Origin of the sequence: Pantoea sp. F_5 (assembly GCF_008631595.1) — a bacterium.
Taxonomy (GTDB): Bacteria; Pseudomonadota; Gammaproteobacteria; order Enterobacterales; family Enterobacteriaceae; genus Pantoea; species Pantoea gossypiicola.
Genome location: NZ_VWUO01000026.1, coordinates 18,692 through 41,538 on the forward strand (window position 1 = coordinate 18,692; position 22,847 = coordinate 41,538).

Consider the following 22,847-nt stretch of genomic DNA (forward strand, 5'->3'; position numbering starts at 1 on the left):
CCTCACCGGGCAAACGATTGCTTTTAGCCTGCGGATGATTACAATCGCCACACTATTTTTTGGGAAGAACAGAAGATGTCCACCACTCCTCAGCCAGACCAGCCTTCCGCCACGAAAAGTGAACTGATTTATCGTCTTGAAGATCGTCCCCCCCTGCCGCAAACGCTGTTTGCCGCCGGTCAGCACCTGCTGGCAATGTTTGTCGCGGTTATTACGCCTGCGATTCTGATTTGTCAGGCGCTGGGCCTGCCTGCAGAAGATACCCGGCACGTGATCAGTATGTCGCTGTTTGCATCGGGCGTGGCATCACTGCTGCAAATCAAAACCTGGGGACCTGTAGGTTCGGGCCTGTTGTCGATTCAGGGCACCAGCTTTAACTTCGTAACGCCTCTGATTATGGGCGGGATGGCGCTGAAAAATGGCGGTGCTGATGTGCCCACCATGATGGCGGCACTGTTTGGCACGCTGATGGTAGCCTCCTGTACCGAAATGGTGCTGTCGCGCGTATTGCATCTGGCGCGCCGGATCATTACCCCGCTGGTTTCCGGTATCGTGGTGATGATTATTGGCCTGTCGCTGATTCAGGTCGGCCTGACCTCCATTGGCGGCGGTTTCAGTGCGATGAGCGACCATACCTTTGGCGCGCCGAAAAATCTGATGCTGGCCGGTGCCGTGCTGCTGGTGATCGTGCTGCTGAACCGACAGAAGAATCCCTACCTGCGCGTCGCCTCCCTGGTGATTGCCATGGCGGTGGGCTATCTGCTGGCCTGGGCGATGGGCATGCTGCCTGCGACAGGTATTCCTGCCGATCAGCCGTTAATCATGGTGCCAACTCCGCTCTACTACGGACTGGGCTTTGACTGGAATCTGCTTATCCCGCTGATGCTGGTATTTATGGTCACCTCTCTGGAGACCATCGGCGATATTACCGCCACCTCGGATGTTTCAGAGCAGCCGGTGAGCGGTCCACTCTATATGAAACGCCTGAAAGGTGGCGTGCTGGCGAATGGTCTTAACTCCTTTGTCTCCGCGCTGTTTAATACCTTCCCTAACTCCTGCTTCGGTCAGAACAATGGCGTCATTCAGTTAACCGGCGTGGCCAGCCGCTACGTGGGCTTTGTTGTCGCGCTGATGCTGATTGTGCTGGGGCTGTTCCCGGCGGTCAGCGGTCTGGTTCAGCTCATTCCTGAGCCGGTGCTCGGCGGCGCAACCATTGTGATGTTCGGCACCATCGCCGCCTCGGGCGTTCGCATCGTGTCACGCGAGCCGCTTAACCGTCGCGCCATCATGATCATCGCGCTGTCGCTGGCGGTGGGGCTGGGTGTTTCTCAGCAACCGCTGATCCTGCAGTTTGCGCCCGAGTGGCTGAAAACCCTGCTCTCTTCCGGCATTGCGGCAGGTGGCATTACCGCCATCGTGCTCAACCTGATTTTTCCGCAAGAGAAGTAAGTCCACAGGCAGGCTTCGGCCTGCCTGCTAATTATTCGGATTTACATCCAGGCTGTTGAGCTGTAACGGTAATTCAGGCATAACAACCTCTCACCGGATTTAACTCGGGAAGGATGCGATGAAATTTATTGGAAAGTTTTTCCTCACCTTACTTTTGCTGCTGCTTTTCATCCTTGTGGTGATCTATGTGTTGCTGCAGACCCAGTGGGGTGCAGGCTGGTTTAGCCGTTGGGTGAGCGACAAAACTGAATGGCATCTCTCCCTGAGTAAAATTGAACACAATTTCTCTTCTCCCTCTCATATCATTCTGGATGACTTCAGCTTTGGTCATGATGGGCAGCCTGCGGTTCTGGTAGCGAAACGGGTCGATCTCGGTCTGGCTCTGATTCAGTTCAGCGATCCACTGCATTTCAGCAGCCTTGAATTGCGCGACGGGGAAGTGAATCTGGCCAATCTGACGCCAGGCAGTGCGCTACCCATTCAGGCCGACCGGCTGCAGCTCAATAACATGCGTATCGACAGCCCTGACAGCGCGTTACCGCTGTTTGCTCAGCAGGTTAATGGTGGCATTCTGCCGTGGAAACCCACAGCCCTCGATATGCTGGGTCGCGATGCCCGCTTCCAGATGAGTGCAGGCAGCATGACGCTGAATAAGGTGCCCGCTGAAAACGTCCTGATTCAGGGCAGTGTTTCCCAAGGCCGGATGCGCTTTGATAATATTGGTGCCGACCTGGCGCGTGGCTCCATGACCGGCAACGGTGAGCGTGATGCCCAGGGCAACTGGAAAATTAATCAGTTGCGACTGAATGACATTCGTCTGCAGACCGCCAGCAGCCTGAAAGATTTCCTGCATAGCCTGCAGGTGGTTCCCTCGATTGCCATTACGCGCTTCGACATGACCGATGCCCGCCTGCAGGGACCTGACTGGGCGGTGACAGATCTTGATCTGACGCTGAGAAACGTTAACTGGCAGGGCGATGACTGGCAGAGTAATGATGGTTCGCTGGCGCTGAATGCCAGTAATTTTATCAACGGTGGATTCGAGCTTAATGATCCTATCGTTAACCTGGATTTCTCGCCGCAGGGCCTGGCGCTGACGCAGTTCAGTTCACGCTGGGCGAATGGGGTCATTCGGGCTGACGGTGACTGGTCACGCAGCGATAAACGCCTGACGCTGAAAAATCTGGCTGTTGCCGGCCTGGAATATACCCTGCCGCAGGACTGGCGCGACCGCTGGCAGGCGGCACTGCCCGCGTGGCTGGATAGCGTAGCGGTGACGCGTTTCACCTCTAATCGTAACCTGATTATCGACATCAATCCGGCGTTTCCCTTCCAGCTGACTTCACTGGATGGATCCGGCGAGAACCTGCTGCTGGCGCAGCAGCATCAGTGGGGGATCTGGTCGGGTAAGCTCAGCCTGAACGCGGCAGAGTCGACCTTTAACCGCACCGATCTGCGTCACCCGTCGATTGCGCTGAGTGCCGACCCACAACAGATTCAGGTGACTGAGCTGAGTGCGTTCAGTAACAAGGGCCTGCTGGAAGGGACGGCTACCGTCGGCCAGCAGCCAGCGCGCCCGCTGACGCTGCAACTGACGGGTCGTGCAGTGCCGGTGAATGTGTTGCAGAACTGGGGATGGCCCGCCTTGCCGTTAACCGGTGACAGTAATATGCAGCTGCAACTGAGCGGCGCTTTAGCCGCAGGCCAGCCATTACGGCCGACGGTCAATGCCACGCTGTCGGTGACAACGGACAGTCAGCAGGTGCAGCAGACTATGCAGGCTGGAGAGGTACGTTGATAACTTAAGGGCCGCAGATGCGGCCCTTATGATTAGTTGATACGTGCGCCGGAACCCCCCTCTTCCAGCGGCCCATCCGGATCGGCGGGCAGAACGATGTAAACGCCCTCAAACACCGCGCCACATTCATCATCGCCAAACAGCTCCACTTCAAGCTGCACGCGAGCTTTACGCCCGCGAGCCAGACGGTCAAGGTCGCCACTTAGTGAGCCGAGGTCGGCAATCGCGCCAGGCCGTCCGCTGATCGGGTGGCTATAGCGAATGTGCGCATCTGCCAGAATAATGGTGCCGCCGAGATGGCGCTCGCGCAGCAGCAACCAGATCAATCCCCAGCCGGTCAGCGTGGCCAGCGAGAAAAGGCTGCCAGCAAACAGGGTGTGATGTGGATTCTGATTACCCGCTTCAGGCATGGTGGTGATAAATTTCTGCCCGGTAAACTGCAGGATACGCACACCCATCTTCTCGCTGAGCGGAATATGATCATACCAGGCCTGTTGTAGCTGACCGCACCAGTCGGCGCGATGCAGGATATCATCGAGCGTAACGACCGGCTTGATCATCAGAAAGTGGCGTACCGGCGTCGTCTGCGGCGCGGTAATCTCACCCTGATTGATGTAGCCGAGCTTGGCGAAGAAAGCGACCGCATCTTCGCGGGCACTACAGGTTACCCGCTTCGCGCCTTCCTGACGCGCTACCGACTCCAGGGTCATGGCCATCAGCGTACCTAGCCCTTTGCCCTGTACAGATGGATGAACAGCCATGAAGCGGATAGCGGCCTCATTATCAGCATTGATGTAGAGACGGCCAATGGCGACCGGATTTCCCTGCTCATCAACCACCATCTGATGATGCGCCAGGGCATCCCAGGCGTCACGTTCCGACCCCTGCGGCTGACGCAGCGGTTTACGCAACATCTCCCAGCGGAACTGATAATAGATATCCAGCTCTTCCGCCGTCTGTGGCACGCGAAGATGATACATGTAATGTTTCTCCCGCTCGGCCAGGTGGCCTGTCCCCTGCCGCTCCGCTTGCGATCTCACACCTGTAACCAGAAGGTTACAGGACCATCATTCACCAGCGAGACCTGCATATCCGCAGCAAAACGGCCATTTGCCGTGATCATGCCCTGCTGACGACAGCAGTCGCTGAAGTATTCATACAGGCGTTCGGCCTCGGCAGGCTCCGCGCCACCTGAAAAGGAGGGGCGCATCCCTTTTTGCGTATCTGCGGCCAGCGTAAACTGCGATACCACCAGCACGCTTCCGCCCGCCTGGCGGACACTCAGGTTCATTTTGCCCTGTTCATCACTAAAGATGCGATAGCCCAGTACGCGTTCTGCGAGACGTTCCGCACGCGCATTGTCATCACCCTTTTCCACGCCCAGCAAAACCAGTAAACCGGCACCGATTTCGCCGATTACGTTCTGATCGACGCTGACGCTGGCGCGCTGCACGCGTTGAATCAATGCAATCATGTTTCCTCGCGTTGTTCTTCTTTGTGCTGCTGTTTTAACTGCCGATAGTCGGCTAACGCGACGGTAATTTCAGCGCCTAACAACACAATACACCAGGTCCAGTAGACCCAGAGAAACAGAATGGGGATCACGGCCAGTACGCCGTAGATCAGCTGATAAGAGGGGAACATAGTAACATAGAGCGCAAAGCCCTTTTTACCCAGCTCAAACAGCGCACCCGCCACCAGCGCGCCAATCAGCGCATCGCGCGGCGGTACCCGCTGGGTAGGCACAATGCTGTAGAGCAACCAGAAGGCGAGCCACGACAGCAGAAGCGGGAAAATGCGCAGCATCTGATCGACCAGGCTGGTAACGCCGGTCGCGTTAATCCAGCGCAGTGACAACAGATAGGAGCTTATCGCCAGGCTGGCACCCGCCAGCAGCGGGCCGAGCGTCAGGATCATCCAGTAGACCGCAAAGGAGTAAACCATTGGCCGCTTCTTATTGCTGCGCCAGATGGTATTTAATGCGGTATCAACCGAATGCATCAGCAGTAAGGCTGTCACGATCAGGCCGACGGCCCCAACCGCCGTCATCCGGTTTACGTTAGCCACAAACTGCTCAAGATAGCGTTGCAGCGTGTTGCCTGCAGCCGGCATCAGGTTGTTAAAGACAAACTGTTTCAACTGCACGCTGATATCAGAGAAGACCGGGAACGCCGCAAACAGGGCAAACACCACCGCAATCAGCGGCACCAGCGCCAGCAATGAGACATAAGCCAGATTACCGGCCTGCGTCGTCATGCCATCCTCATCAATGCGTTTCCACAACAATTTGAGCCACAACCAGAACGCATGCAGCCCGGGACGAAATTTACGTGACATCATGAGTTACGGTTGACCTGCAAACCAGTCAGGTACCGTTTTACTGTCAGTAACCAGTACACTTTCAATGCCCAGGGCGCGCGCCGCCTCAATATTCTCCGGGTTATCGTCGAAAAACACCGCCTGATCGGCAGTCACACCCTCCGCGTCCAGCACATGCTGATAAATCCGGGCTTCCGGTTTACGCATACCCAGCTCCTGCGAGAGATAGAGTTTGTCAGCCGCCTGCTGTACGTCGGGATACTGCGTTGGCCAGAATTCACAATGCAGCTTATTGGTGTTAGAGAGAATCACCACCCGATGACCTTCAAGTCGCAGCCGGTTCATCAGCGCCAGGGTTTCAGGACGCACATCTACGAAGACCGCCTGCCAGCCAGCAGTAAACTGTTCATAACTCAGCGCGATTTCCAGCTTTTCACACAGCGCCAGCGCGAAGTCTTCATCGCTGAGTTCTCCACGTTCGTGTTGTTCAAACGCTTCATCCATCTGGAAATGGCTTTGTAGCGAGGCCAGTGGCACACGGCTAAGGTCACTCCAGACACCCAGCACGCGGTTAAAGTCGATATCAATAATCACATTGCCCAAATCAAAGATATACAGCATGGTGTGTCTCCTTCTGTTCCCTGGAGTATTCACTCTAGCGGCAAAAGTGCAGGCTGAACAGGCACGCGTGGAGAGAAAAGCGTAAACGCCAGAAGGTGGAGAGAACGCACCCAGATATTTACTGGCCCGACTGGAGAAGCCGGAATTTCAGGCAAAAAAAAGCCCCGCATGCGGGGCTTTTTATCAGTTAAAGGCGCACTTATGCGTCTTTAGGACCACGTGAAGCACGTTTACGGTCGTTTTCAGTCAGGTGACGTTTACGGATACGCACTGACAGCGGTGTTACTTCAACCAGTTCGTCATCATCGATGAACTCGATCGCCTGTTCCAGCGTCATTTTCTGCGGTGGAACAAGTGTCGTTGCTTCATCAGTACCGGAAGCACGCATGTTGGTCAGCTTCTTACCGGTCAGACAGTTTACAGTCAGGTCGTTAGAACGGCTGTGAATACCAATGATCTGGCCTTCATAGACTTCTGCACCGTGACCCAGGAACAGCTTACCGCGATCCTGCAGACCGAACAGGGCGAACGCGACGGCTTTACCCTGACCGTTAGAGATCAGTACGCCGTTCTGACGCTGGCCCACTTCGCCTGGACGGATATCGTCGTAGTGGCTGAAGGTGGAGTAGAGCAGACCGGTACCGGACGTCATGGTCATGAATTCGTTACGGAAGCCGATCAGACCACGGCTTGGGATCACGTAGTCGAGACGTACGCGCCCTTTACCATCCGGATCCATGTTTTTCAGATCGCCCTTACGCTCACCCATGGCTTGCATAACGGAACCCTGATGCGTCTCTTCGATATCCAGCGTAACGTTCTCGAATGGCTCCTGTTTACGGCCTTCGAATTCGCGGAAGATAACTTTCGGACGGGATACCGCCAGTTCGAAACCTTCACGACGCATGTTTTCGATCAGAACTGACAGGTGAAGTTCACCACGACCCGATACGCGGAAGGCGTCAGAATCTTCAGTTTCTTCAACACGCAGTGCCACGTTGTGAACCAGTTCTTTGTTCAGACGCTCAAGGATCTGACGTGAAGTCACGTACTTACCTTCTTTACCGCAGAACGGTGAGGTGTTGACGTTAAAGAACATGGTTACGGTTGGCTCATCAACGCTCAGGGCTGGCAGCGCTTCCACATTCTGCGTGTCACAGATAGTGTCGGAGATGTTCAGCTCGCCCAGACCGGTGATAGCAATGATATCGCCCGCTTCTGCCAGATCGCTGTCGATACGCTCAAGACCCAGATGAGTCAGGACTTTACCGACTTTAGCGTTACGGGTTTTGCCTTCGCTATCGATGATAGTGACCTGCTGGTTAGGCTTCACTTTACCACGCTTGATGCGGCCGATGCCGATCACGCCCAGGTAGTTGTTGTAGTCCAGCTGAGAGATTTGCATCTGCAGTGGCGCTTCAACTTCAACCTGCGGAGGTGAAACGTGATCAACGATAGCCTGGTACAGCGGGGTCATATCGTCAGCCATATCGGTGTGCTCAAGACCTGCAATACCATTCAGCGCAGAGGCGAAAATGATAGGGAAGTCGAGCTGCTCGTCAGTGGCATCCAGGTTTACGAACAGGTCAAATACCTGATCCACAACCCAATCCGGACGCGCACCCGGGCGGTCTACTTTGTTGATAACCACAATCGGCTTCAGACCATGCGCGAACGCTTTTTTGGTCACGAAGCGGGTTTGCGGCATAGGGCCATCCATCGCATCTACAACCAGCAGCACCGAGTCCACCATGGACATGACGCGCTCAACTTCACCACCGAAGTCGGCGTGTCCTGGGGTATCAACGATGTTGATACGGTAGTCATTCCACTTAATGGCGGTGTTTTTTGCGAGGATGGTAATCCCACGCTCTTTCTCCAAATCATTGGAGTCCATCACGCGCTCTGTTGCTTCGGTACGGGCATCAAAAGTACCGGATTGTTGCAGCAGTTTGTCAACCAGGGTGGTCTTTCCATGGTCAACGTGCGCGATTATGGCGATGTTACGCAAATTTTCGATCACAGCTTTGCCTCAGGCATTAGAAATAGCGCGGTATTGTACACGGATTAAGCGGAAGACTGAACAGGATCACACTTTTCACTGAAAGTTTATTGCATCGGCGCAAATTTGCCCTGTTCCCGGTGCAGAAAATGCACTAAGTTGGTCCCATGCACCAAAATAGTGCCAATAAAACACCGTTAAGCACCTTAATGGTGCATTAAGACCATCGTGGTGCAGGCGCTTTATGACAAAAAGGTGCATCACAAGGCGATTTAAGCAACATCAAAAAAGTTGGCACAGAATTCGCTTTATCTAATACAAGCGTAAACGCCAGTCAGATGTCGGTTGAAGAGCGTGCCGGAAAAGATGAGTCAGGGAGTGGTTTTCCCAAACGCATTCCGGAAACGACGTTTCCTCGCCATGTAGATAATGAAAGACCATTTCCAGGAGAGTTGAGTATGTCCGCTGAACACGTTCTCTCGATGATGAACGAGCATGAAGTTAAGTTTGTTGACCTGCGTTTTACCGATACCAAAGGTAAAGAACAGCACGTTACGATCCCTGCTCACCAGGTTAACGCTGACTTCTTCGAAGAAGGCAAAATGTTCGATGGTTCGTCTATTGGCGGCTGGAAAGGCATTAACGAATCAGACATGGTGCTGATGCCTGACGCTACCACGGCAGTCATGGATCCTTTCTTCGAAGATTCTACGCTGATCATCCGTTGTGACATTCTTGAGCCAGGCACTATGCAGGGCTACGATCGCGATCCACGCTCTATCGCCAAGCGCGCTGAAGATTACCTGCGCTCTTCCGGCATCGCGGACACCGTGCTGTTTGGACCAGAACCCGAATTCTTCCTGTTCGATGACATCCGTTTCGGTTCATCAACATCCGGCTCACATGTGGCTATCGATGATATCGAAGCGGCATGGAACACCGGTAAAGAGTACGAAGGCGGTAACAAAGGTCACCGTCCAGGTCTGAAAGGCGGTTACTTCCCGGTTCCACCGGTTGACTCATCACAGGACATCCGCTCTGCCATGTGTCTGACCATGGAGCAGATGGGCCTGGTTGTTGAAGCGCATCACCACGAAGTGGCGACCGCAGGTCAGAACGAAGTGGCAACCCGCTTCAATACCATGACCAAAAAAGCAGACGAAATTCAGATCTACAAATATGTCGTTCACAACGTTGCGCACGCTTACGGCAAAACGGCGACCTTTATGCCGAAGCCAATGTTTGGCGACAACGGTTCAGGCATGCACTGCCACATGTCACTCTCTAAAGGTGGCCAGAACCTGTTTGCCGGTGATAAGTACGGCGGCCTGTCTGAAATGGCGCTGTTCTACATCGGCGGTATCATCAAGCACGCGAAAGCGATCAACGCCCTGGCGAACCCGACAACCAACTCTTACAAGCGTCTGGTCCCGGGTTACGAAGCACCGGTTATGCTGGCTTACTCTGCCCGTAACCGTTCTGCCTCAATCCGTATTCCGGTTGTTGCCAGCCCGAAAGCCCGTCGTATTGAAGCGCGCTTCCCGGATCCAGCCGCTAACCCATACCTGGCGTTCACCGCGCTGCTGATGGCTGGCCTGGATGGCATCATCAACAAAATTCATCCTGGCGACGCGATGGATAAGAACCTGTATGACCTGCCACCGGAAGAAGAAGCTGAGATTCCAAAAGTTGCAGGCTCGCTGGAAGAAGCACTGAATGCACTGAATGAAGACCGCGAGTTCCTGACCCGTGGCGGTGTATTCACAGACGAATCGATCGATGCTTACATCGAACTGCGTAAAGCAGAGATGGATCGCGTTCGCATGACGCCACACCCGGTTGAGTTCGAGCTTTACTACAGCGTTTAACTGGTCAGACGTTTTTGTTGCCGTGGAAACTTTTAGCCCATCTTCGGATGGGCTTTTTTCTCCGCGAATTCACCGTTCATTCGCCCTCTTTTCGGCTTAAAGACTAAAATGCACCTGACTGGTGCAGAGGAACGTTGTATGGCAACTGGCTCTCTGCCCGATGCGGGGCAGATTCTCAACGCGTTAATCAACAGTATTTTGTTGGTGGATAACGATCTGGTTATCCATTACGCCAACCCGGCGGCGCAGCAATTACTGGCGCAAAGCTCACGCAAATTGTTCGGCACACCATTACCGGAATTAACCGGCTACTTTTCGCTGAATATTGAGGTGATGCGCGAGAGTCTTGAGGCTGGCCAGGGATTTACTGACAGTGAAGTCACGCTGGTAGTCGATGGTCGCGCACATATTATGTCGCTGACCGCCCAGCGGTTACCCGATGGCTTGATTCTGATGGAAATGGCACCGATGGATAATCAGCGTCGCCTCAGTCAGGAGCAGTTACAGCACGCGCAGCAGGTGGCCGCTCGTGACCTGGTTCGCGGTCTGGCCCATGAGATTAAAAATCCGCTGGGCGGATTACGCGGCGCGGCACAGCTTCTATCCCGCGCCCTGCCCGATCCGTCACTGAATGAATACACCAAAGTGATTATTGAACAGGCCGACCGGTTACGAAATCTGGTGGATCGTCTGTTAGGACCGCAACAGCCAGGCATGCACATCACGCAGAGCATTCATCAGGTGGCCGAACGCGTGGTCAATCTGGTGTCAATGGAGCTGCCGGAGAATGTTTCGCTGGTTCGGGATTACGACCCCAGCCTGCCGGAACTGCCGCATGACCCCGACCAGATCGAACAGGTACTGCTTAACGTGGTTCGCAACGCACTTCAGGCGCTGGGCGATGATGGCGGCACCATTGTTATCCGCACCCGCACCGCTTTCCAGTTGACGCTGCACGGCACACGTTATCGCCTGGTGGCACGTATTGATATTGAAGATGATGGCCCCGGTATTCCGGCCCAGCTGCAGGATACGCTCTTCTATCCGATGGTCAGCGGACGTGAAGGCGGAACCGGTTTAGGCCTCTCCATCGCCCGTAGCCTGATTGATCAACATTCAGGAAAAATAGAATTTAACAGTTGGCCGGGACACACCGAATTTTCGGTTTACCTGCCTATTCGCCAGTGAGGTTTCTATGCAACGAGGGATAGTCTGGATCGTCGATGACGATAGCTCCATCCGCTGGGTGCTTGAACGCGCGCTCACTGGAGCCGGTTTAAGCTGCGCGACGTTTGACAGCGCAAGCGAGGTGCTGGATGCCCTCTCAACCAAGACCCCGGACGTTTTACTGTCAGATATTCGCATGCCCGGTATGGATGGCCTGGCGCTGCTGAAACAGATTAAACAGCGTCATCCGATGCTTCCGGTCATCATAATGACGGCACATTCGGATCTGGACGCAGCCGTCAGCGCCTATCAGCAGGGGGCGTTTGATTACCTGCCCAAGCCGTTCGATATCGATGAGGCGGTTGCGCTGGTCGAACGAGCCATTAGTCACTATCAGGAGCAGCAGCAGCCGCGTAATCAGCCGGTCAGCGGACCGACCACCGATATTATCGGGGAAGCGCCCGCGATGCAGGATGTGTTCCGCATCATCGGGCGGCTGTCACGCTCCTCGATCAGCGTCCTGATCAATGGTGAGTCGGGCACCGGTAAAGAGCTGGTCGCCCATGCGCTGCACCGGCACAGCCCGCGCACCAAAGCGCCTTTTATCGCGCTGAACATGGCGGCGATTCCCAAAGATTTGATTGAGTCCGAATTGTTCGGTCACGAGAAAGGTGCTTTTACCGGCGCAAACCAGATCCGTCAGGGCCGTTTTGAGCAGGCGGATGGCGGCACGCTGTTTCTGGATGAAATCGGTGATATGCCGCTGGATGTGCAGACCCGTCTGCTGCGCGTGCTGGCCGATGGTCAATTCTATCGCGTTGGTGGCTATGCACCGGTCAAAGTGGATGTGCGTATTATCGCGGCGACCCACCAGAATCTGGAATTACGCGTGCAGGAAGGCAAGTTTCGTGAGGACCTTTTCCACCGCCTGAATGTGATTCGCGTGCATCTGCCACCGCTGCGTGAGCGTCGTGAGGACATCCCGCGTCTGGCACGTTATTTCCTGCAGGTGGCGGCCCGTGAGCTGGGGGTAGAAGCGAAGATTCTGCATCCGGAAACCGAGACAGCCTTAACCCGGCTTCACTGGTCCGGTAACGTCCGTCAGCTGGAGAACACCTGTCGCTGGCTGACCGTGATGGCGGCGGGCCAGGAAGTACTGATTCAGGATCTGCCCGGGGAACTTTTTGAATCCAGTACCCCGGAAAATCCGGTGCAGTCGCTGCCTGACAGCTGGGCAACCCTGCTGGCACAGTGGGCCGACCGCGCCCTGCGTTCCGGTCATCAGAATCTGCTGTCAGAAGCCCAGCCAGAGATGGAGCGTACGCTGCTCACCACTGCGCTGCGTCATACGCAAGGCCACAAGCAGGAAGCAGCACGTCTGCTGGGCTGGGGACGAAACACGCTGACGCGCAAGCTGAAAGAGCTTGGCATGGAATAAGCGGTTCAGTACGGGCTGGTGTGGTCTGCCAGCCCGTTTCTCTAGATAACGCGTGAGAACTGCTGCTGACGCGCTTTCTGACGAAGATAACGATCAAAACACATGCAGATATTGCGGATCAGTAACCGGCCAATCCCCGTCACCTCCAGCCCGCCAGCCGTTTGTACCACCAGCCCATCGGCAATTAACGGTTTCAGCAACGCCAGATCTTCAGCAAAATAGTCGCTGAAGCAGATTCCCCATTGCGCTTCTGTCGCGGCAAAATCCAGCGAGAAGTTACAGATCAGCGTCTTAATCACGTCACGACGCAGGCAATCATCGTCCGTTAAGGCAATGCCGCGCCACAGGCCATTCCCCTGCTGTTCCACACTCTTGTACCAGGTGTTGAGGTCTTTCTGGTTCTGCGCATAGCTGTCGCCCGTCATACTGATGGCTGAGACGCCAAGCCCCAGTAAATCGCTGTCGCCCTGCGTCGTGTATCCCTGGAAATTGCGATGCAGCTGACCTTTCCGCTGTGCGATGGCCAGTTCATCCTGCGGCTTTGCAAAGTGATCCATCCCGATAAACTGGTAGTCGTGCTGAGTCAGCGTCGCGATGGTCTGCTGTAAAATATCCAGCTTTTGCTGAGCGGATGGCAGTTCATCCTCTTTAATTTTACGCTGTGCCGCGAACATGGCCGGCAGATGCGCATAATTAAACACACTAAGGCGATCGGGATTGAGTGCCAGTACCCGTTCCAGCGTCCAGGCAAAGCTGGCGGGTGTCTGCAGGGGCAAGCCATAGATCAGGTCGATGCTGACAGAACTGAAGCCCTGGTCACGGGCACGCGCCATCAGGCCGAATATCACCTCTTCGTCCTGTACCCGGTTAACCCGTTCCTGCACCGATTTATTGAAATCCTGCACCCCCATACTGAGACGATTGAATCCCAGCGATCGCAAATGATCGATCATATCCAGCGCAATTTCACGGGGATCAACCTCGATCGACATTTCAGCATCATCAGCCACGCTGAAGTGCTGCTTCAGTAAACCCACCAGCCGTGAAATCTGCGCATTGTCGAGAAAGGTTGGCGTGCCGCCGCCCCAGTGAAGCTGCGTGACCTGACGCTGACGAAACAGCGGCGCACGCTGAATAATCTCCTGCTCAAGCACATCCAGATAACGGTCCGCTTTGTGGCGTTGACGGGTCACAATCTTATTACAGCCGCAGAAGTAGCAGAGACGATGGCAGAAAGGAATATGGACGTAGAGTGACAGCGGACGATGAGGGTAACGCACCACGGCTCGCTGAAAATCGCTTTCCGCGTAGTGCTCGCTGAACTCCAGAGCGGTGGGATAAGAGGTGTAACGCGGGCCGGCATAATTATACTTTTCAATTAACGCCTGATCCCACTCAATCTGCTGCGATGGCATGCTCACTCCTTCCGGTGACGTCGTCTGAGAGAAGGTCGCGAAGAAGAGGAGATGAAAGGTGAGCGGGTTGAGACCCGACGTAAACGTTGCTTCAGCCGCGACAGGCGTCGTAGTTTAAACAATAACCACAGCAGATAACATGTCGCCAGCAGCGCGAAAATTGATCCAGGCCAAAACATTGTTGTTTACCTGATAAGTACGGCATGCGGAAACCGCATGCCGATCAAATCTGCTTAGTTGCCCTTCAGCAGACGGTACATATCTTCTTCAGCCTGCTCATCGTCGGCGTCATCCATCACAATGCCTAACTGCTCCATCAGTTCGTCGATACGATCCAGCGAGGCATCCAGCCAGCCCTGATCTTCAGCCGACAGCGTTTCGCCATTTTCCAGACGATCCAGCAGCGCGTCCAGACGCTCGTCATTTTCCAGCTTCGCCAGCTCTTCTTCAGGCGTCAGACGCACTTTCTTCTCAGCTGCTGATTTTGCCACGCTTTTCTTTGGCTTAACGGCTGCGGTTTTCCCCTCAGCAATCAGGGCCACCGGTTTTTTACTTCCGATACGCGGATCTTTTACGTTGCTCTCCTGACGTCCGCCGTTGCTTTCGGACGCAGCCGGATTAGCACGGCTGCCAGATGCGTGTCCGCGATGCTTTTTATCACGTTTACGATCGCGTGATTCATGGTTGATATCGTCACGCGATTTGCGTTTGGCTTTGGCGGCAGGTTTGCCGTTCGCAGCTCGTGCAGGTTGCTTCATAGTATTCGGTCCCGGCTTTTTTTATTCAGTATAGAATTGCGGCGAAATCTAGCAGAAACCAGACAAAGAAAAAAGGCGACAGCTTAAGCTGTCGCCTTATTTCATACCTTCATAAGAAGGAATCATGTTTTAAGTCCTTTTCGGCTCGTAACATCCCGGTCAATCCCGCGCCTGCTCAACTCCTGAGCTTTTCCTTATCCCTGTCTGGCCGTATCCCTGACCGTTTCCATTCCACCGCTCGTTGTCTTCCTGACATCCCTGAGCGCATCATCCTGATGTGTGCTGCCATTCACTGCACAATAATGTAGACCAACTGGTAAAAGCCTCAAGTCGGTGTCAAAAATAGTTAGTTCAAAAAAAGAACGATTAAATACAACTAACTGAATTTTAATATTTTTTATTTTTAATAATTAAAGTAAAAAACGAGATAACCCGCAACCTTAATGGCCAATCACTTACACACGTTGTTATCGAGATGTGATTGAGCACTTTCGCGCCATAACGCGTATAATCGCCGCCATTGCCTTAATGTGTTTTCTGGAGTGTTACCTTGTCTGAATTGAATTATCACGTTACCCACTTTGTCATGAGCGCGCCGGATATCCGTCATCTGCCTGCCGATACCGGAATTGAAGTGGCTTTTGCTGGCCGTTCGAACGCGGGAAAATCGAGTGCGCTGAATACGTTAACCAATCAGAAGGGTCTGGCACGTACCAGTAAAACGCCGGGACGTACGCAGCTGATCAACCTTTTCGAAGTGAAAGAGGGTAAGCGTCTGGTCGACCTGCCCGGTTACGGTTATGCCGAAGTACCGGAAGAGATGAAGCTAAAGTGGCAACGTGCGTTAGGGGAATACCTGCAAAAACGTCAGGCACTGAAAGGACTGGTCGTATTGATGGATATCCGTCACCCGCTGAAAGACCTTGACCGACAGATGATTCAGTGGTCAGTGGAAAGCGGTATTCCGGTGCTGTTGCTTCTGACTAAAGCAGACAAACTGGCCTCAGGTGCTCGCAAAGCGCAGCTCAATGTCGTACGTGAAGCCGCACTCGAATTTGTGGGTGATGTGCAGGTAGAACTCTTCTCCTCGCTGAAGAAAATCGGCGTGGATAAGGTTCGTCAGAAGCTGGACAGTTGGTTTAATACGCTTGAACCGGCGGTTGAGGATCAGGACGGGGAAGAGTAAGGGGCAACGCTGTACCACTGAAGCTGGCGGTGCAAAAAGCCCAATAAAAAACGCCCCAGTCACAGAATGACTGGGGCGGCTAAATTCAGCCAAATCCGATTACGTGAAGTAAAAGGTCTGAAAGATAGAACATCTTACCTCTGTACCCTACGCGACGAACTTTACCTGATTTTCTGTGCGTGACAAAGGCTTTTTTGTTGCTTACTTACATCAAACAGGGCTTTTTTTACCATATACATCACAAAAATAGCGTTGCGGTGTAGTTAAATAACGAAAAAAGTGTTTAGCCGATAAGCAGTTAGAAAAGCGCGTAATCTCAGTACCAGCGCTGGCCGGGTTAAACCCGATAATTAAACGATTTACTTATACCTGATTAAGGGCCGATTCCGTTCTGTGGAACCGACCTGAAGCCGTGAATCAGTGGGCTTCATCCCAGTTGTCACCTACCCCGACTTCAACCAGTAAAGGCACATCGAGCTGCACGCTACCCTCCATCAGCGCACGGATTTTCTGGCTGGCTGCTTCAACGGTCTCCGCTTTTACTTCGAACACCAGTTCATCGTGAACCTGCATGATCATTCGGACGGCATTGTCGTTTTGCTGTTCCAGCCACTTATCCACGTCAATCATTGCCCGCTTGATAATATCTGCTGCCGTTCCCTGCATTGGCGCATTGATCGCGGCGCGTTCTGCAGCTTTCCGGCGAATGGCGTTGCTGGATTTAATATCCGGCAACCACAGTCGACGGCCTTCAATTGTTTCGACATAGCCTTTACTTGCCGCCAGCTGACGAGTGTTCTCCATGTAGCGCATTACGCCCGGATAGCGTTCAAAGTAGAGATCCATATACTTTTTCGCTTCGCCTGCGCCAATGTTCAGCTGACGCGACAGACCAAATGCGCTCATGCCATAGATCAGACCGAAGTTGATCGCTTTCGCACTACGGCGTTGTTCGCCGCTGACCTTATCCAGCGCCACACCAAATACTTCGGATGCCGTAGCACGGTGAATATCTTCGCCCTGGGCAAAAGCGTCCAGCAATCCTTTGTCCTGAGAGAGATGCGCCATGATACGCAGTTCGATTTGTGAATAGTCTGCCGCCACAATGCGGTAGCCTTTGGCCGCCACAAAGGCCTGACGGATTCGGCGTCCTTCGTCATTACGCACAGGAATGTTTTGCAGATTCGGGTCGGCAGAGGATAAGCGACCGGTTGCGGTAACGGCCTGATGATAAGAGGTGTGCACACGCCCGCTCAGTGGGTTGATCATCAGCGGTAATTTATCCGTATAGGTCGACTTAAGTTTGGATAAGCCGCGATGCTCCAGAATCACTTTGGGCAGCGGATAGTCGAGCGCCAGCTCTGCTAACACCTCTTCGCTGGTTGACGGTGCGCCGCCCGGTGTTTTTTTAGTGGGTTTGATACCCTGCTTTTCAAACAGGATCACCTGAAGCTGTTTGGTGGATGAAAGGTTGAAGGGTTCCCCCGCCAGCTCATGCGCTTTTAATTCAAGCTCAGCCAGTCGGGCAGTCAGCTCTTTCGAGTGTTGCGCCAGAATAGCCTGATCGATTAACACGCCATTGCGCTCAATCCTGGAAATTACCGTCAGTAACGGCATCTCAATCTGCTCGAAGACTTTTCTCGGGCCCGCTTCTTTCTCCAGCTCTGGCCACATCTTCAGATGCAACTGCAGAGTCACATCAGCATCTTCGGCAGCATAATGGGATGCCTGCTCCAATGCGATTTGATTGAACGTCAGCTGATTTTTGCCTTTACCGGCGATCTCCTGAAAGGTGACCGTTTTGTGGTTAAGCCAGCGAGCAGCCAGGCTATCCATGTCATGTTTACCCACCACGCTGTTAAGAATATAGGACTCAAGCATGGTGTCGAATTTGATACCGGCCAGTTCAATATCGTAGTTTTTCAGTACGCCACGATCGTATTTCAGGTTCTGGCCCACTTTCCAGGCGCTGTCATCTTCCAGCAGGGGCTTGAGCTGTGCCAGAACGGCCGCGCGATCCAGTTGATCAGGCGCATCGAGATAGTCGTGGGCAACCGGAAGATAGGCGGCTTCACCGGGCGCAATTGCGAAGCTGATGCCTACGATGTTAGCGCTCAGGGTATCCAGCGCGTCGGTCTCCAGATCAAAGGCAAAAACCTCGCTGTTTTTCAGCTTCTCCAGCCAGCTGTCGAAAAGATCCTGATCCAGAATGGTGACATAATTCTCGGTCGGTAATACGCTGCTGGTTTCAGGCACAGGAACCGGCTCATCGGAGAGCGCTTTCTGTGCCTGAGTATTGCTCTTCTTGCCCTGCAGCCATTTCCCATCCTGCAGGTCACTCAGCCAGCGTTTGAATTCGTACCGGCTGAACAGGGCCTGCAATGCTTCGACATCGGGTTCAGTGACCGTAAGCTCTTCACAGGGCAGCGCCAGCTCAACGTCGGTCTTAATGGTCGCCAGCTGGTAAGAGAGAAAGGCTACGTCACGATTCTGCTCAAGCTTGGTCGCCATGGTTTTGGCACCACGAAAGCCGAGATCGGCTACCTTGTCCAGATTGTCATAGATGGTCTGCATGCTGCCCAGACCCTGCAGCAGAGCCTGTGCGGTTTTCTCACCGACACCCGGTACGCCAGGGATGTTATCTGAGCTGTCGCCCATCATGGCCAGAAAATCGATGATCAAAGCTGGCGGCACACCATATTTCTGCTCAACCTCTTCCGGTCCCAGAATAGTATTGCTCATGGTGTTAATCAGCGTGATGGCTGGCGTGACCAGCTGCGCCATATCTTTGTCGCCTGTGCTGATTAACACCGAGAGACCCTTTTTCTCGGCTTCAAGTGCCAGCGTACCGATAACATCGTCGGCCTCTACGCCGCTCACAGCCAGTAACGGCAGACCCATTGCCCGCACCATCTCATGCAGCGGCTCGATTTGCGCCCGCAGTTCGTCGGGCATCGGTGGACGGTGAGATTTATAATGCTCGAACAGCTCGTCCCTGAAGGTTTTGCCTTTGGCATCGAATACCACTGCAACGTGACTCGGATTATATTGCGCCAGCAGGCTTTTCAGCATGTTGAGCACGCCATACATGGCGCCAGTGGGTTCACCTGCACTATTGGTCAGCGGCGGAAACGCGTGATACGCGCGATAAAGATAGGATGAGCCATCGACCAGAATGAGGGGATTTTCTGCTATTTGCGCCATAAGTCTTTGTTGTCTTCGTTGCTATGGGTTGGTCTATAAGGATGCCACAAGCTGGCGGAAATGGTGAACTAAGGCGCAGGATATGTCGCGTTTTTAACGGTTCTGGAGGAAAGATCGCAACGATCGTTCTGTGGATAACTTTGTGCGTAAAAATTATAACGCGCTGTTATTCAGGATCTTAAATGATTTAACTATTAATAAAATGCATAATTTTCATTAGCTTATTTAATTTCCGTGACCCGATCGCCATTTTTAATTACGTGATCCCTTGTGTGGATATTAAATTTATGCCCTGGAGATGGACAAAATTTACGTCTCTGTTTAATGGCATAAAAAAACGCCAGCAGCGCTGGCGTCAGATGGGGTGGTAAAGCAGATTACTTCTGGCTTACGAGGAATTTAACCACGTTCGCGTAATCAGCAACGAAATTGTCCATAGAGCTGGTATTGAGGCCGCCGTTGTTTACCATATATTTGCCATTAACGAACATGGCTGGCACGCCACGCAGATCAACATCCGCAGCCGCTTTCTGCTGTTGTGCAACCAGCGCTTTTACGGCAAAACTGTTCCAGGCAGCATCGTAGTCAGCAGCGGAGATACCGGCCGCTTTGACAAAAGTCTCTTTCAGACTGGCAGGATCGGTAATGGTCTGGGTTTTCTGAATGCCATCAAAGATCGGTGCTGTCACCTTATCTTCAACGCCCAGCGCCATGGCGACAGCCCAGGCCTGAGTCACAACCGGTCCCAGATCACCACCAAGGAAATCGACGTGGTATTTCACCAGCTTTGTGTCAGCAGGCAGATTCTTTTTTACCGCGTCATTAACATGATAAATACGTTCAAACTGATAGCAGTGCGGGCAGAAGAAGGAGAAGAACTCCATCACCTGAGGTTCACTGGCCACAGGTTTTGGCAGACTCACATACTGTTTACCTTCAGTGAACTGGGCAGCAGACGCGCTGAATGCCAGCACTAAACCCATCAGTGCAAACCAAATTTTTTTCATCGTGAAAACTTCTCCTGACTACGTCGTTAATATTGCGGTGTCAGCTGCAGAGGAGGTTCCTGCAACAGCTTCTCCTGCTCGGTAAAGAGTGAAATTTGCCTGCGCCAGAAATCGTCATCTGTCATCCAGGGGAAAGCGCGCGGAAAAGCGGGATCCTGCCAGCGTCGGACAACCCAGGCCAGATAATAAACCATGCGCATAGCGCGTAAAGGTTCAATCAGTGACAATTCATTAATATCAAAATCACTGAATTCACTGTAAGCCTCCAGCAGGATATCCCACTGTATACGCTGTTCCTGCCGATCGCCGCTGATGAGCATCCACAGATCCTGTACTGCCGGGCCATTACGCGCATCATCCAGATCGACAAATAGCGGTCCATCGCGCCACAGGATATTCCCCGGATGGCAGTCGCCATGTAATCGTAGCGGCTGCCACGTAGTATGCCACTGTTGCTGCAGCGTGTTACCCAGCTTATCGATCGCCTGTAGCAGCCCGGCCTTAAGCGAGGCAGGCACTAATTGTGAGTGCTCCAGCGCCTGCCGGGGTTCATGCAGGTACTCATCAAGACCGATGGCAGGACGATGGCTGAACAGCGCTTTGCGCCCGGTCTGATGAATGCGACCCAAAAAGCGGCCTACCCATTCCATCTGATCTTCGTTGTCTGTCTCATATTGCCGTCCGCCGAGACTGGGAAATACGGCAAAGAAAAAGCCAGCGTGGCTGTGCAGTGTCTCACCCTTTAACCGCAGTGGCGCGGCGATGGGCACCTCATCAGCCAGCAGATCCAGCGCATACTGATGCTCTTCAGCAATCTGTTCAGCACGCCAGCGCTGTGGGCGATAAAACTTCGCGACATAGCGACGTTTTTCATCATCGCTGAATTGGTAAACCCGGTTCTCATAGCTGTTCAGGGCTGTCAGACCTGATTCGACGCGAATTCCTGTATCCCAGAGCGCATCAAGCAATACATCGGGATTCAATGTCTGGAAGTTAAAAGCAGCGTCGCTCATCATGTTACCTGTGTTTGCCCTTGCAAATAGCAGCCAAGGATAACACTACTCGTCCTGTTTAATGATACCCCGTGCGCGGAGCAGTGCGGTTTTGAAATCAACTTCATAATCTTTTTTCAGGCCTGGGATCGCATCATCGCTGGCGGAATCACGCATTTTAAGATGGTAAATTAATACATCGTCAGTTAATTCACTTAACGGGCCACTGAAACCAGATTCCTGCGCCAGTTTCTGCAAAAATGTGACCAGATTCAGGTCAGGCTCTTTTTGCCAGGCGGGTTGCAGCAGTTCGATCAACTCGTTTAAACGATGGCATTTCATTGAGGTCTCTCCGTTATTCACAGTGCGTCATCAGCGAGGGCACAGCCATGACAATATTGACCGGCATCATTCTGGCCGGAGGTCAGGGCCGCCGTATGGGTGGTCAGGACAAAGGATTAGTGCAACTGGATGGCAGGCCGCTTTATCAGCATGTTCTTGAACGGCTCAGGCCACAAGTCGACATTGTCATGATTAATGCCAATCGTAATATTGATCGCTATCAGTTAAGCGGGTGTCGGGTTGTGCAGGATGTTTTTGATGGCTACCCGGGTCCGCTGGCCGGTATCTACAGTGCATTAGTCGCCATCGATAGTGAATGGGCCGCTTTTTGCTCCTGTGATACGCCTGCAGTGCCTCTTAACTTCGTTGAAAAACTGGCTGAACAACGTGGAGACGCCCCTGCAGTCTGGGTCCGCTCACAATCACGCGACCATCCGACGCTGGCGCTGATTCATCGGGAGATGGCAGCACCTCTTCATGACTATCTTCACGCCGGTGAACGACGTCTGATGCACTTCCTGCGCGACCACGGCGGCCATGCTGTGCAACTGGATGATGATGAATCTGCTTTCCGCAATATCAATACACCTGATGACCTGAATTAGAGAGGTTGATATGTCATTACCCTTACTCGCGATTGTCGGCTGGAGTGGAACCGGCAAAACGACACTATTACAGCAGGTGATACCGATTCTTCTTAATAAAGGGATTCGCGCCGGACTCATTAAGCACACGCATCATGAGATGGACGTAGATACGCCAGGCAAAGATAGTTATCTGCTCAGAAAAGCAGGAGCCAGTCAGGTGATTGTAGCTAACAGAGAGCGATGGGCCTTGATGTGTGAGACGCCGGAAAAGCAGTCGATTGATCTGCCTTATCTGCTCAGCCGCATGGATCACTCTGTGCTGGAGATAGTGCTGGTTGAGGGCTTTAAAGAGGAATCGGTGCCTAAAATTGTTCTCTGGCGTGCCGGGATCAAGGGTGGGATCGAGGAACTGCTTGATGAACAAGTGATCGCTGTCGCCAGCGACCAAAAATTAGCGCTAAATGTGCCGGTGCTGGATATAAATAGTCCGGACAACGTTGCAGATTTTATTGGTGACTGGCTGCAAAAGCGCTGAAGCAAAGAGGTTTTCGTGTTTTTCACGATCTGCAGACGTAAAAAAGCCCCGCACTTTCGTGCGGGGCTTCTTCACTTATATGATGCCTGGCAGTTCCCTACTCTCGCATGGGGAGGCCCCACACTACCATCGGCGCTACGGCGTTTCACTTCTGAGTTC

The 22,847-nt window shown here is 53.3% G+C and carries 19 protein-coding genes; 8 read left to right on the forward strand and 11 right to left on the reverse strand.

Annotated elements, in window-relative coordinates; translation table 11 throughout:
• Window positions 1–75: 75 nt before the first annotated feature.
• Window positions 76–1,449, forward strand: coding sequence for an NCS2 family protein (locus F3I44_RS22065; RefSeq protein WP_150013883.1), 1,374 nt, complete (start codon window positions 76–78; stop codon window positions 1,447–1,449).
• 118 nt (window positions 1,450–1,567) lie between these two features.
• Window positions 1,568–3,247 (forward strand): AsmA family protein, encoded by a 1,680-nt coding sequence (locus F3I44_RS22070; protein ID WP_150013881.1) that lies wholly within the window; start codon window positions 1,568–1,570, stop codon window positions 3,245–3,247.
• A gap of 32 nt (window positions 3,248–3,279) precedes the next feature.
• On the opposite strand, the gene fabY is transcribed toward F3I44_RS22070, so the two are convergent.
• From fabY to typA, 5 genes are all read right to left on the reverse strand, one after another.
• Window positions 3,280–4,227: a fatty acid biosynthesis protein FabY gene (fabY, locus tag F3I44_RS22075; protein WP_150013879.1), complete on the reverse strand. Its 948-nt coding sequence runs from the start codon at window positions 4,225–4,227 to the stop codon at window positions 3,280–3,282.
• 56 nt (window positions 4,228–4,283) lie between these two features.
• A complete protein-coding gene (dtd, locus tag F3I44_RS22080; protein ID WP_150013877.1) occupies window positions 4,284–4,721 on the reverse strand; it encodes a D-aminoacyl-tRNA deacylase in 438 nt (145 codons plus the stop codon).
• Window positions 4,718–5,587: a virulence factor BrkB family protein gene (locus tag F3I44_RS22085; RefSeq protein ID WP_033734547.1), complete on the reverse strand. Its 870-nt coding sequence runs from the start codon at window positions 5,585–5,587 to the stop codon at window positions 4,718–4,720. The genes dtd and F3I44_RS22085 overlap by 4 nt, the downstream gene beginning before the upstream one ends.
• A 3-nt stretch (window positions 5,588–5,590) precedes the next feature.
• Window positions 5,591–6,187, reverse strand: coding sequence for a glucose-1-phosphatase (gene yihX / locus F3I44_RS22090; RefSeq protein WP_013359531.1), 597 nt, complete (start codon window positions 6,185–6,187; stop codon window positions 5,591–5,593).
• Window positions 6,188–6,386: 199 nt separating this feature from the next.
• Complete coding sequence (gene typA / locus F3I44_RS22095) at window positions 6,387–8,210, reverse strand: ribosome-dependent GTPase TypA (protein ID WP_150013875.1); 1,824 nt, start codon at window positions 8,208–8,210, stop codon at window positions 6,387–6,389.
• Window positions 8,211–8,647: 437 nt separating this feature from the next.
• Between typA and glnA the strand changes: the two genes are divergently transcribed.
• From glnA to glnG, 3 genes are all read left to right on the forward strand, one after another.
• Entirely contained in the window at window positions 8,648–10,057 is a 1,410-nt protein-coding gene (gene glnA, locus F3I44_RS22100) for a glutamate--ammonia ligase (protein WP_013359533.1), read from the forward strand.
• Between the two features lie 138 nt (window positions 10,058–10,195).
• Window positions 10,196–11,245 carry a nitrogen regulation protein NR(II) gene (gene glnL, locus F3I44_RS22105; RefSeq protein WP_013359534.1) on the forward strand — a complete coding sequence of 350 codons (1,050 nt, stop codon included), beginning with the start codon at window positions 10,196–10,198 and terminating at the stop codon, window positions 11,243–11,245.
• 7 nt (window positions 11,246–11,252) lie between these two features.
• Complete coding sequence (gene glnG / locus F3I44_RS22110) at window positions 11,253–12,662, forward strand: nitrogen regulation protein NR(I) (protein ID WP_010258440.1); 1,410 nt, start codon at window positions 11,253–11,255, stop codon at window positions 12,660–12,662.
• Between the two features lie 41 nt (window positions 12,663–12,703).
• Here glnG and hemN read toward each other — a convergent pair whose 3' ends face one another.
• On the reverse strand, window positions 12,704–14,077 hold the full coding sequence (gene hemN, locus F3I44_RS22115; RefSeq protein WP_150013873.1) for an oxygen-independent coproporphyrinogen III oxidase: 1,374 nt from the start codon (window positions 14,075–14,077) through the stop codon (window positions 12,704–12,706).
• 233 nt (window positions 14,078–14,310) lie between these two features.
• Window positions 14,311–14,835, reverse strand: coding sequence for a Der GTPase-activating protein YihI (yihI, locus tag F3I44_RS22120; RefSeq protein WP_150013871.1), 525 nt, complete (start codon window positions 14,833–14,835; stop codon window positions 14,311–14,313).
• Between the two features lie 550 nt (window positions 14,836–15,385).
• On the opposite strand from yihI, the gene yihA reads away from it, so the two are divergent.
• Window positions 15,386–16,021 carry a ribosome biogenesis GTP-binding protein YihA/YsxC gene (gene yihA, locus F3I44_RS22125; RefSeq protein ID WP_013359537.1) on the forward strand — a complete coding sequence of 212 codons (636 nt, stop codon included), beginning with the start codon at window positions 15,386–15,388 and terminating at the stop codon, window positions 16,019–16,021.
• A gap of 417 nt (window positions 16,022–16,438) precedes the next feature.
• Here yihA and polA read toward each other — a convergent pair whose 3' ends face one another.
• The 4 genes from polA to F3I44_RS22150 all read right to left on the reverse strand — a co-directional run bounded on the left by polA (window position 16,439) and on the right by F3I44_RS22150 (window position 21,566).
• Complete coding sequence (polA, locus tag F3I44_RS22130) at window positions 16,439–19,225, reverse strand: DNA polymerase I (protein ID WP_150013869.1); 2,787 nt, start codon at window positions 19,223–19,225, stop codon at window positions 16,439–16,441.
• A gap of 377 nt (window positions 19,226–19,602) precedes the next feature.
• Window positions 19,603–20,232: a thiol:disulfide interchange protein DsbA gene (gene dsbA / locus F3I44_RS22140; RefSeq protein WP_150013867.1), complete on the reverse strand. Its 630-nt coding sequence runs from the start codon at window positions 20,230–20,232 to the stop codon at window positions 19,603–19,605.
• Window positions 20,233–20,258: 26 nt separating this feature from the next.
• A complete protein-coding gene (locus tag F3I44_RS22145) occupies window positions 20,259–21,245 on the reverse strand; it encodes a serine/threonine protein kinase (protein ID WP_150014052.1) in 987 nt (328 codons plus the stop codon).
• Between the two features lie 45 nt (window positions 21,246–21,290).
• Entirely contained in the window at window positions 21,291–21,566 is a 276-nt protein-coding gene (locus F3I44_RS22150; RefSeq protein WP_150013865.1) for a YihD family protein, read from the reverse strand.
• A gap of 47 nt (window positions 21,567–21,613) precedes the next feature.
• Between F3I44_RS22150 and mobA the strand changes: the two genes are divergently transcribed.
• Both mobA and mobB read left to right on the forward strand, forming a co-directional pair.
• Window positions 21,614–22,171 carry a molybdenum cofactor guanylyltransferase MobA gene (gene mobA / locus F3I44_RS22155; protein WP_150013863.1) on the forward strand — a complete coding sequence of 186 codons (558 nt, stop codon included), beginning with the start codon at window positions 21,614–21,616 and terminating at the stop codon, window positions 22,169–22,171.
• A 10-nt stretch (window positions 22,172–22,181) separates the two neighbouring features.
• Window positions 22,182–22,688: a molybdopterin-guanine dinucleotide biosynthesis protein MobB gene (gene mobB / locus F3I44_RS22160; protein WP_150013861.1), complete on the forward strand. Its 507-nt coding sequence runs from the start codon at window positions 22,182–22,184 to the stop codon at window positions 22,686–22,688.
• Window positions 22,689–22,847: the final 159 nt, after the last annotated feature.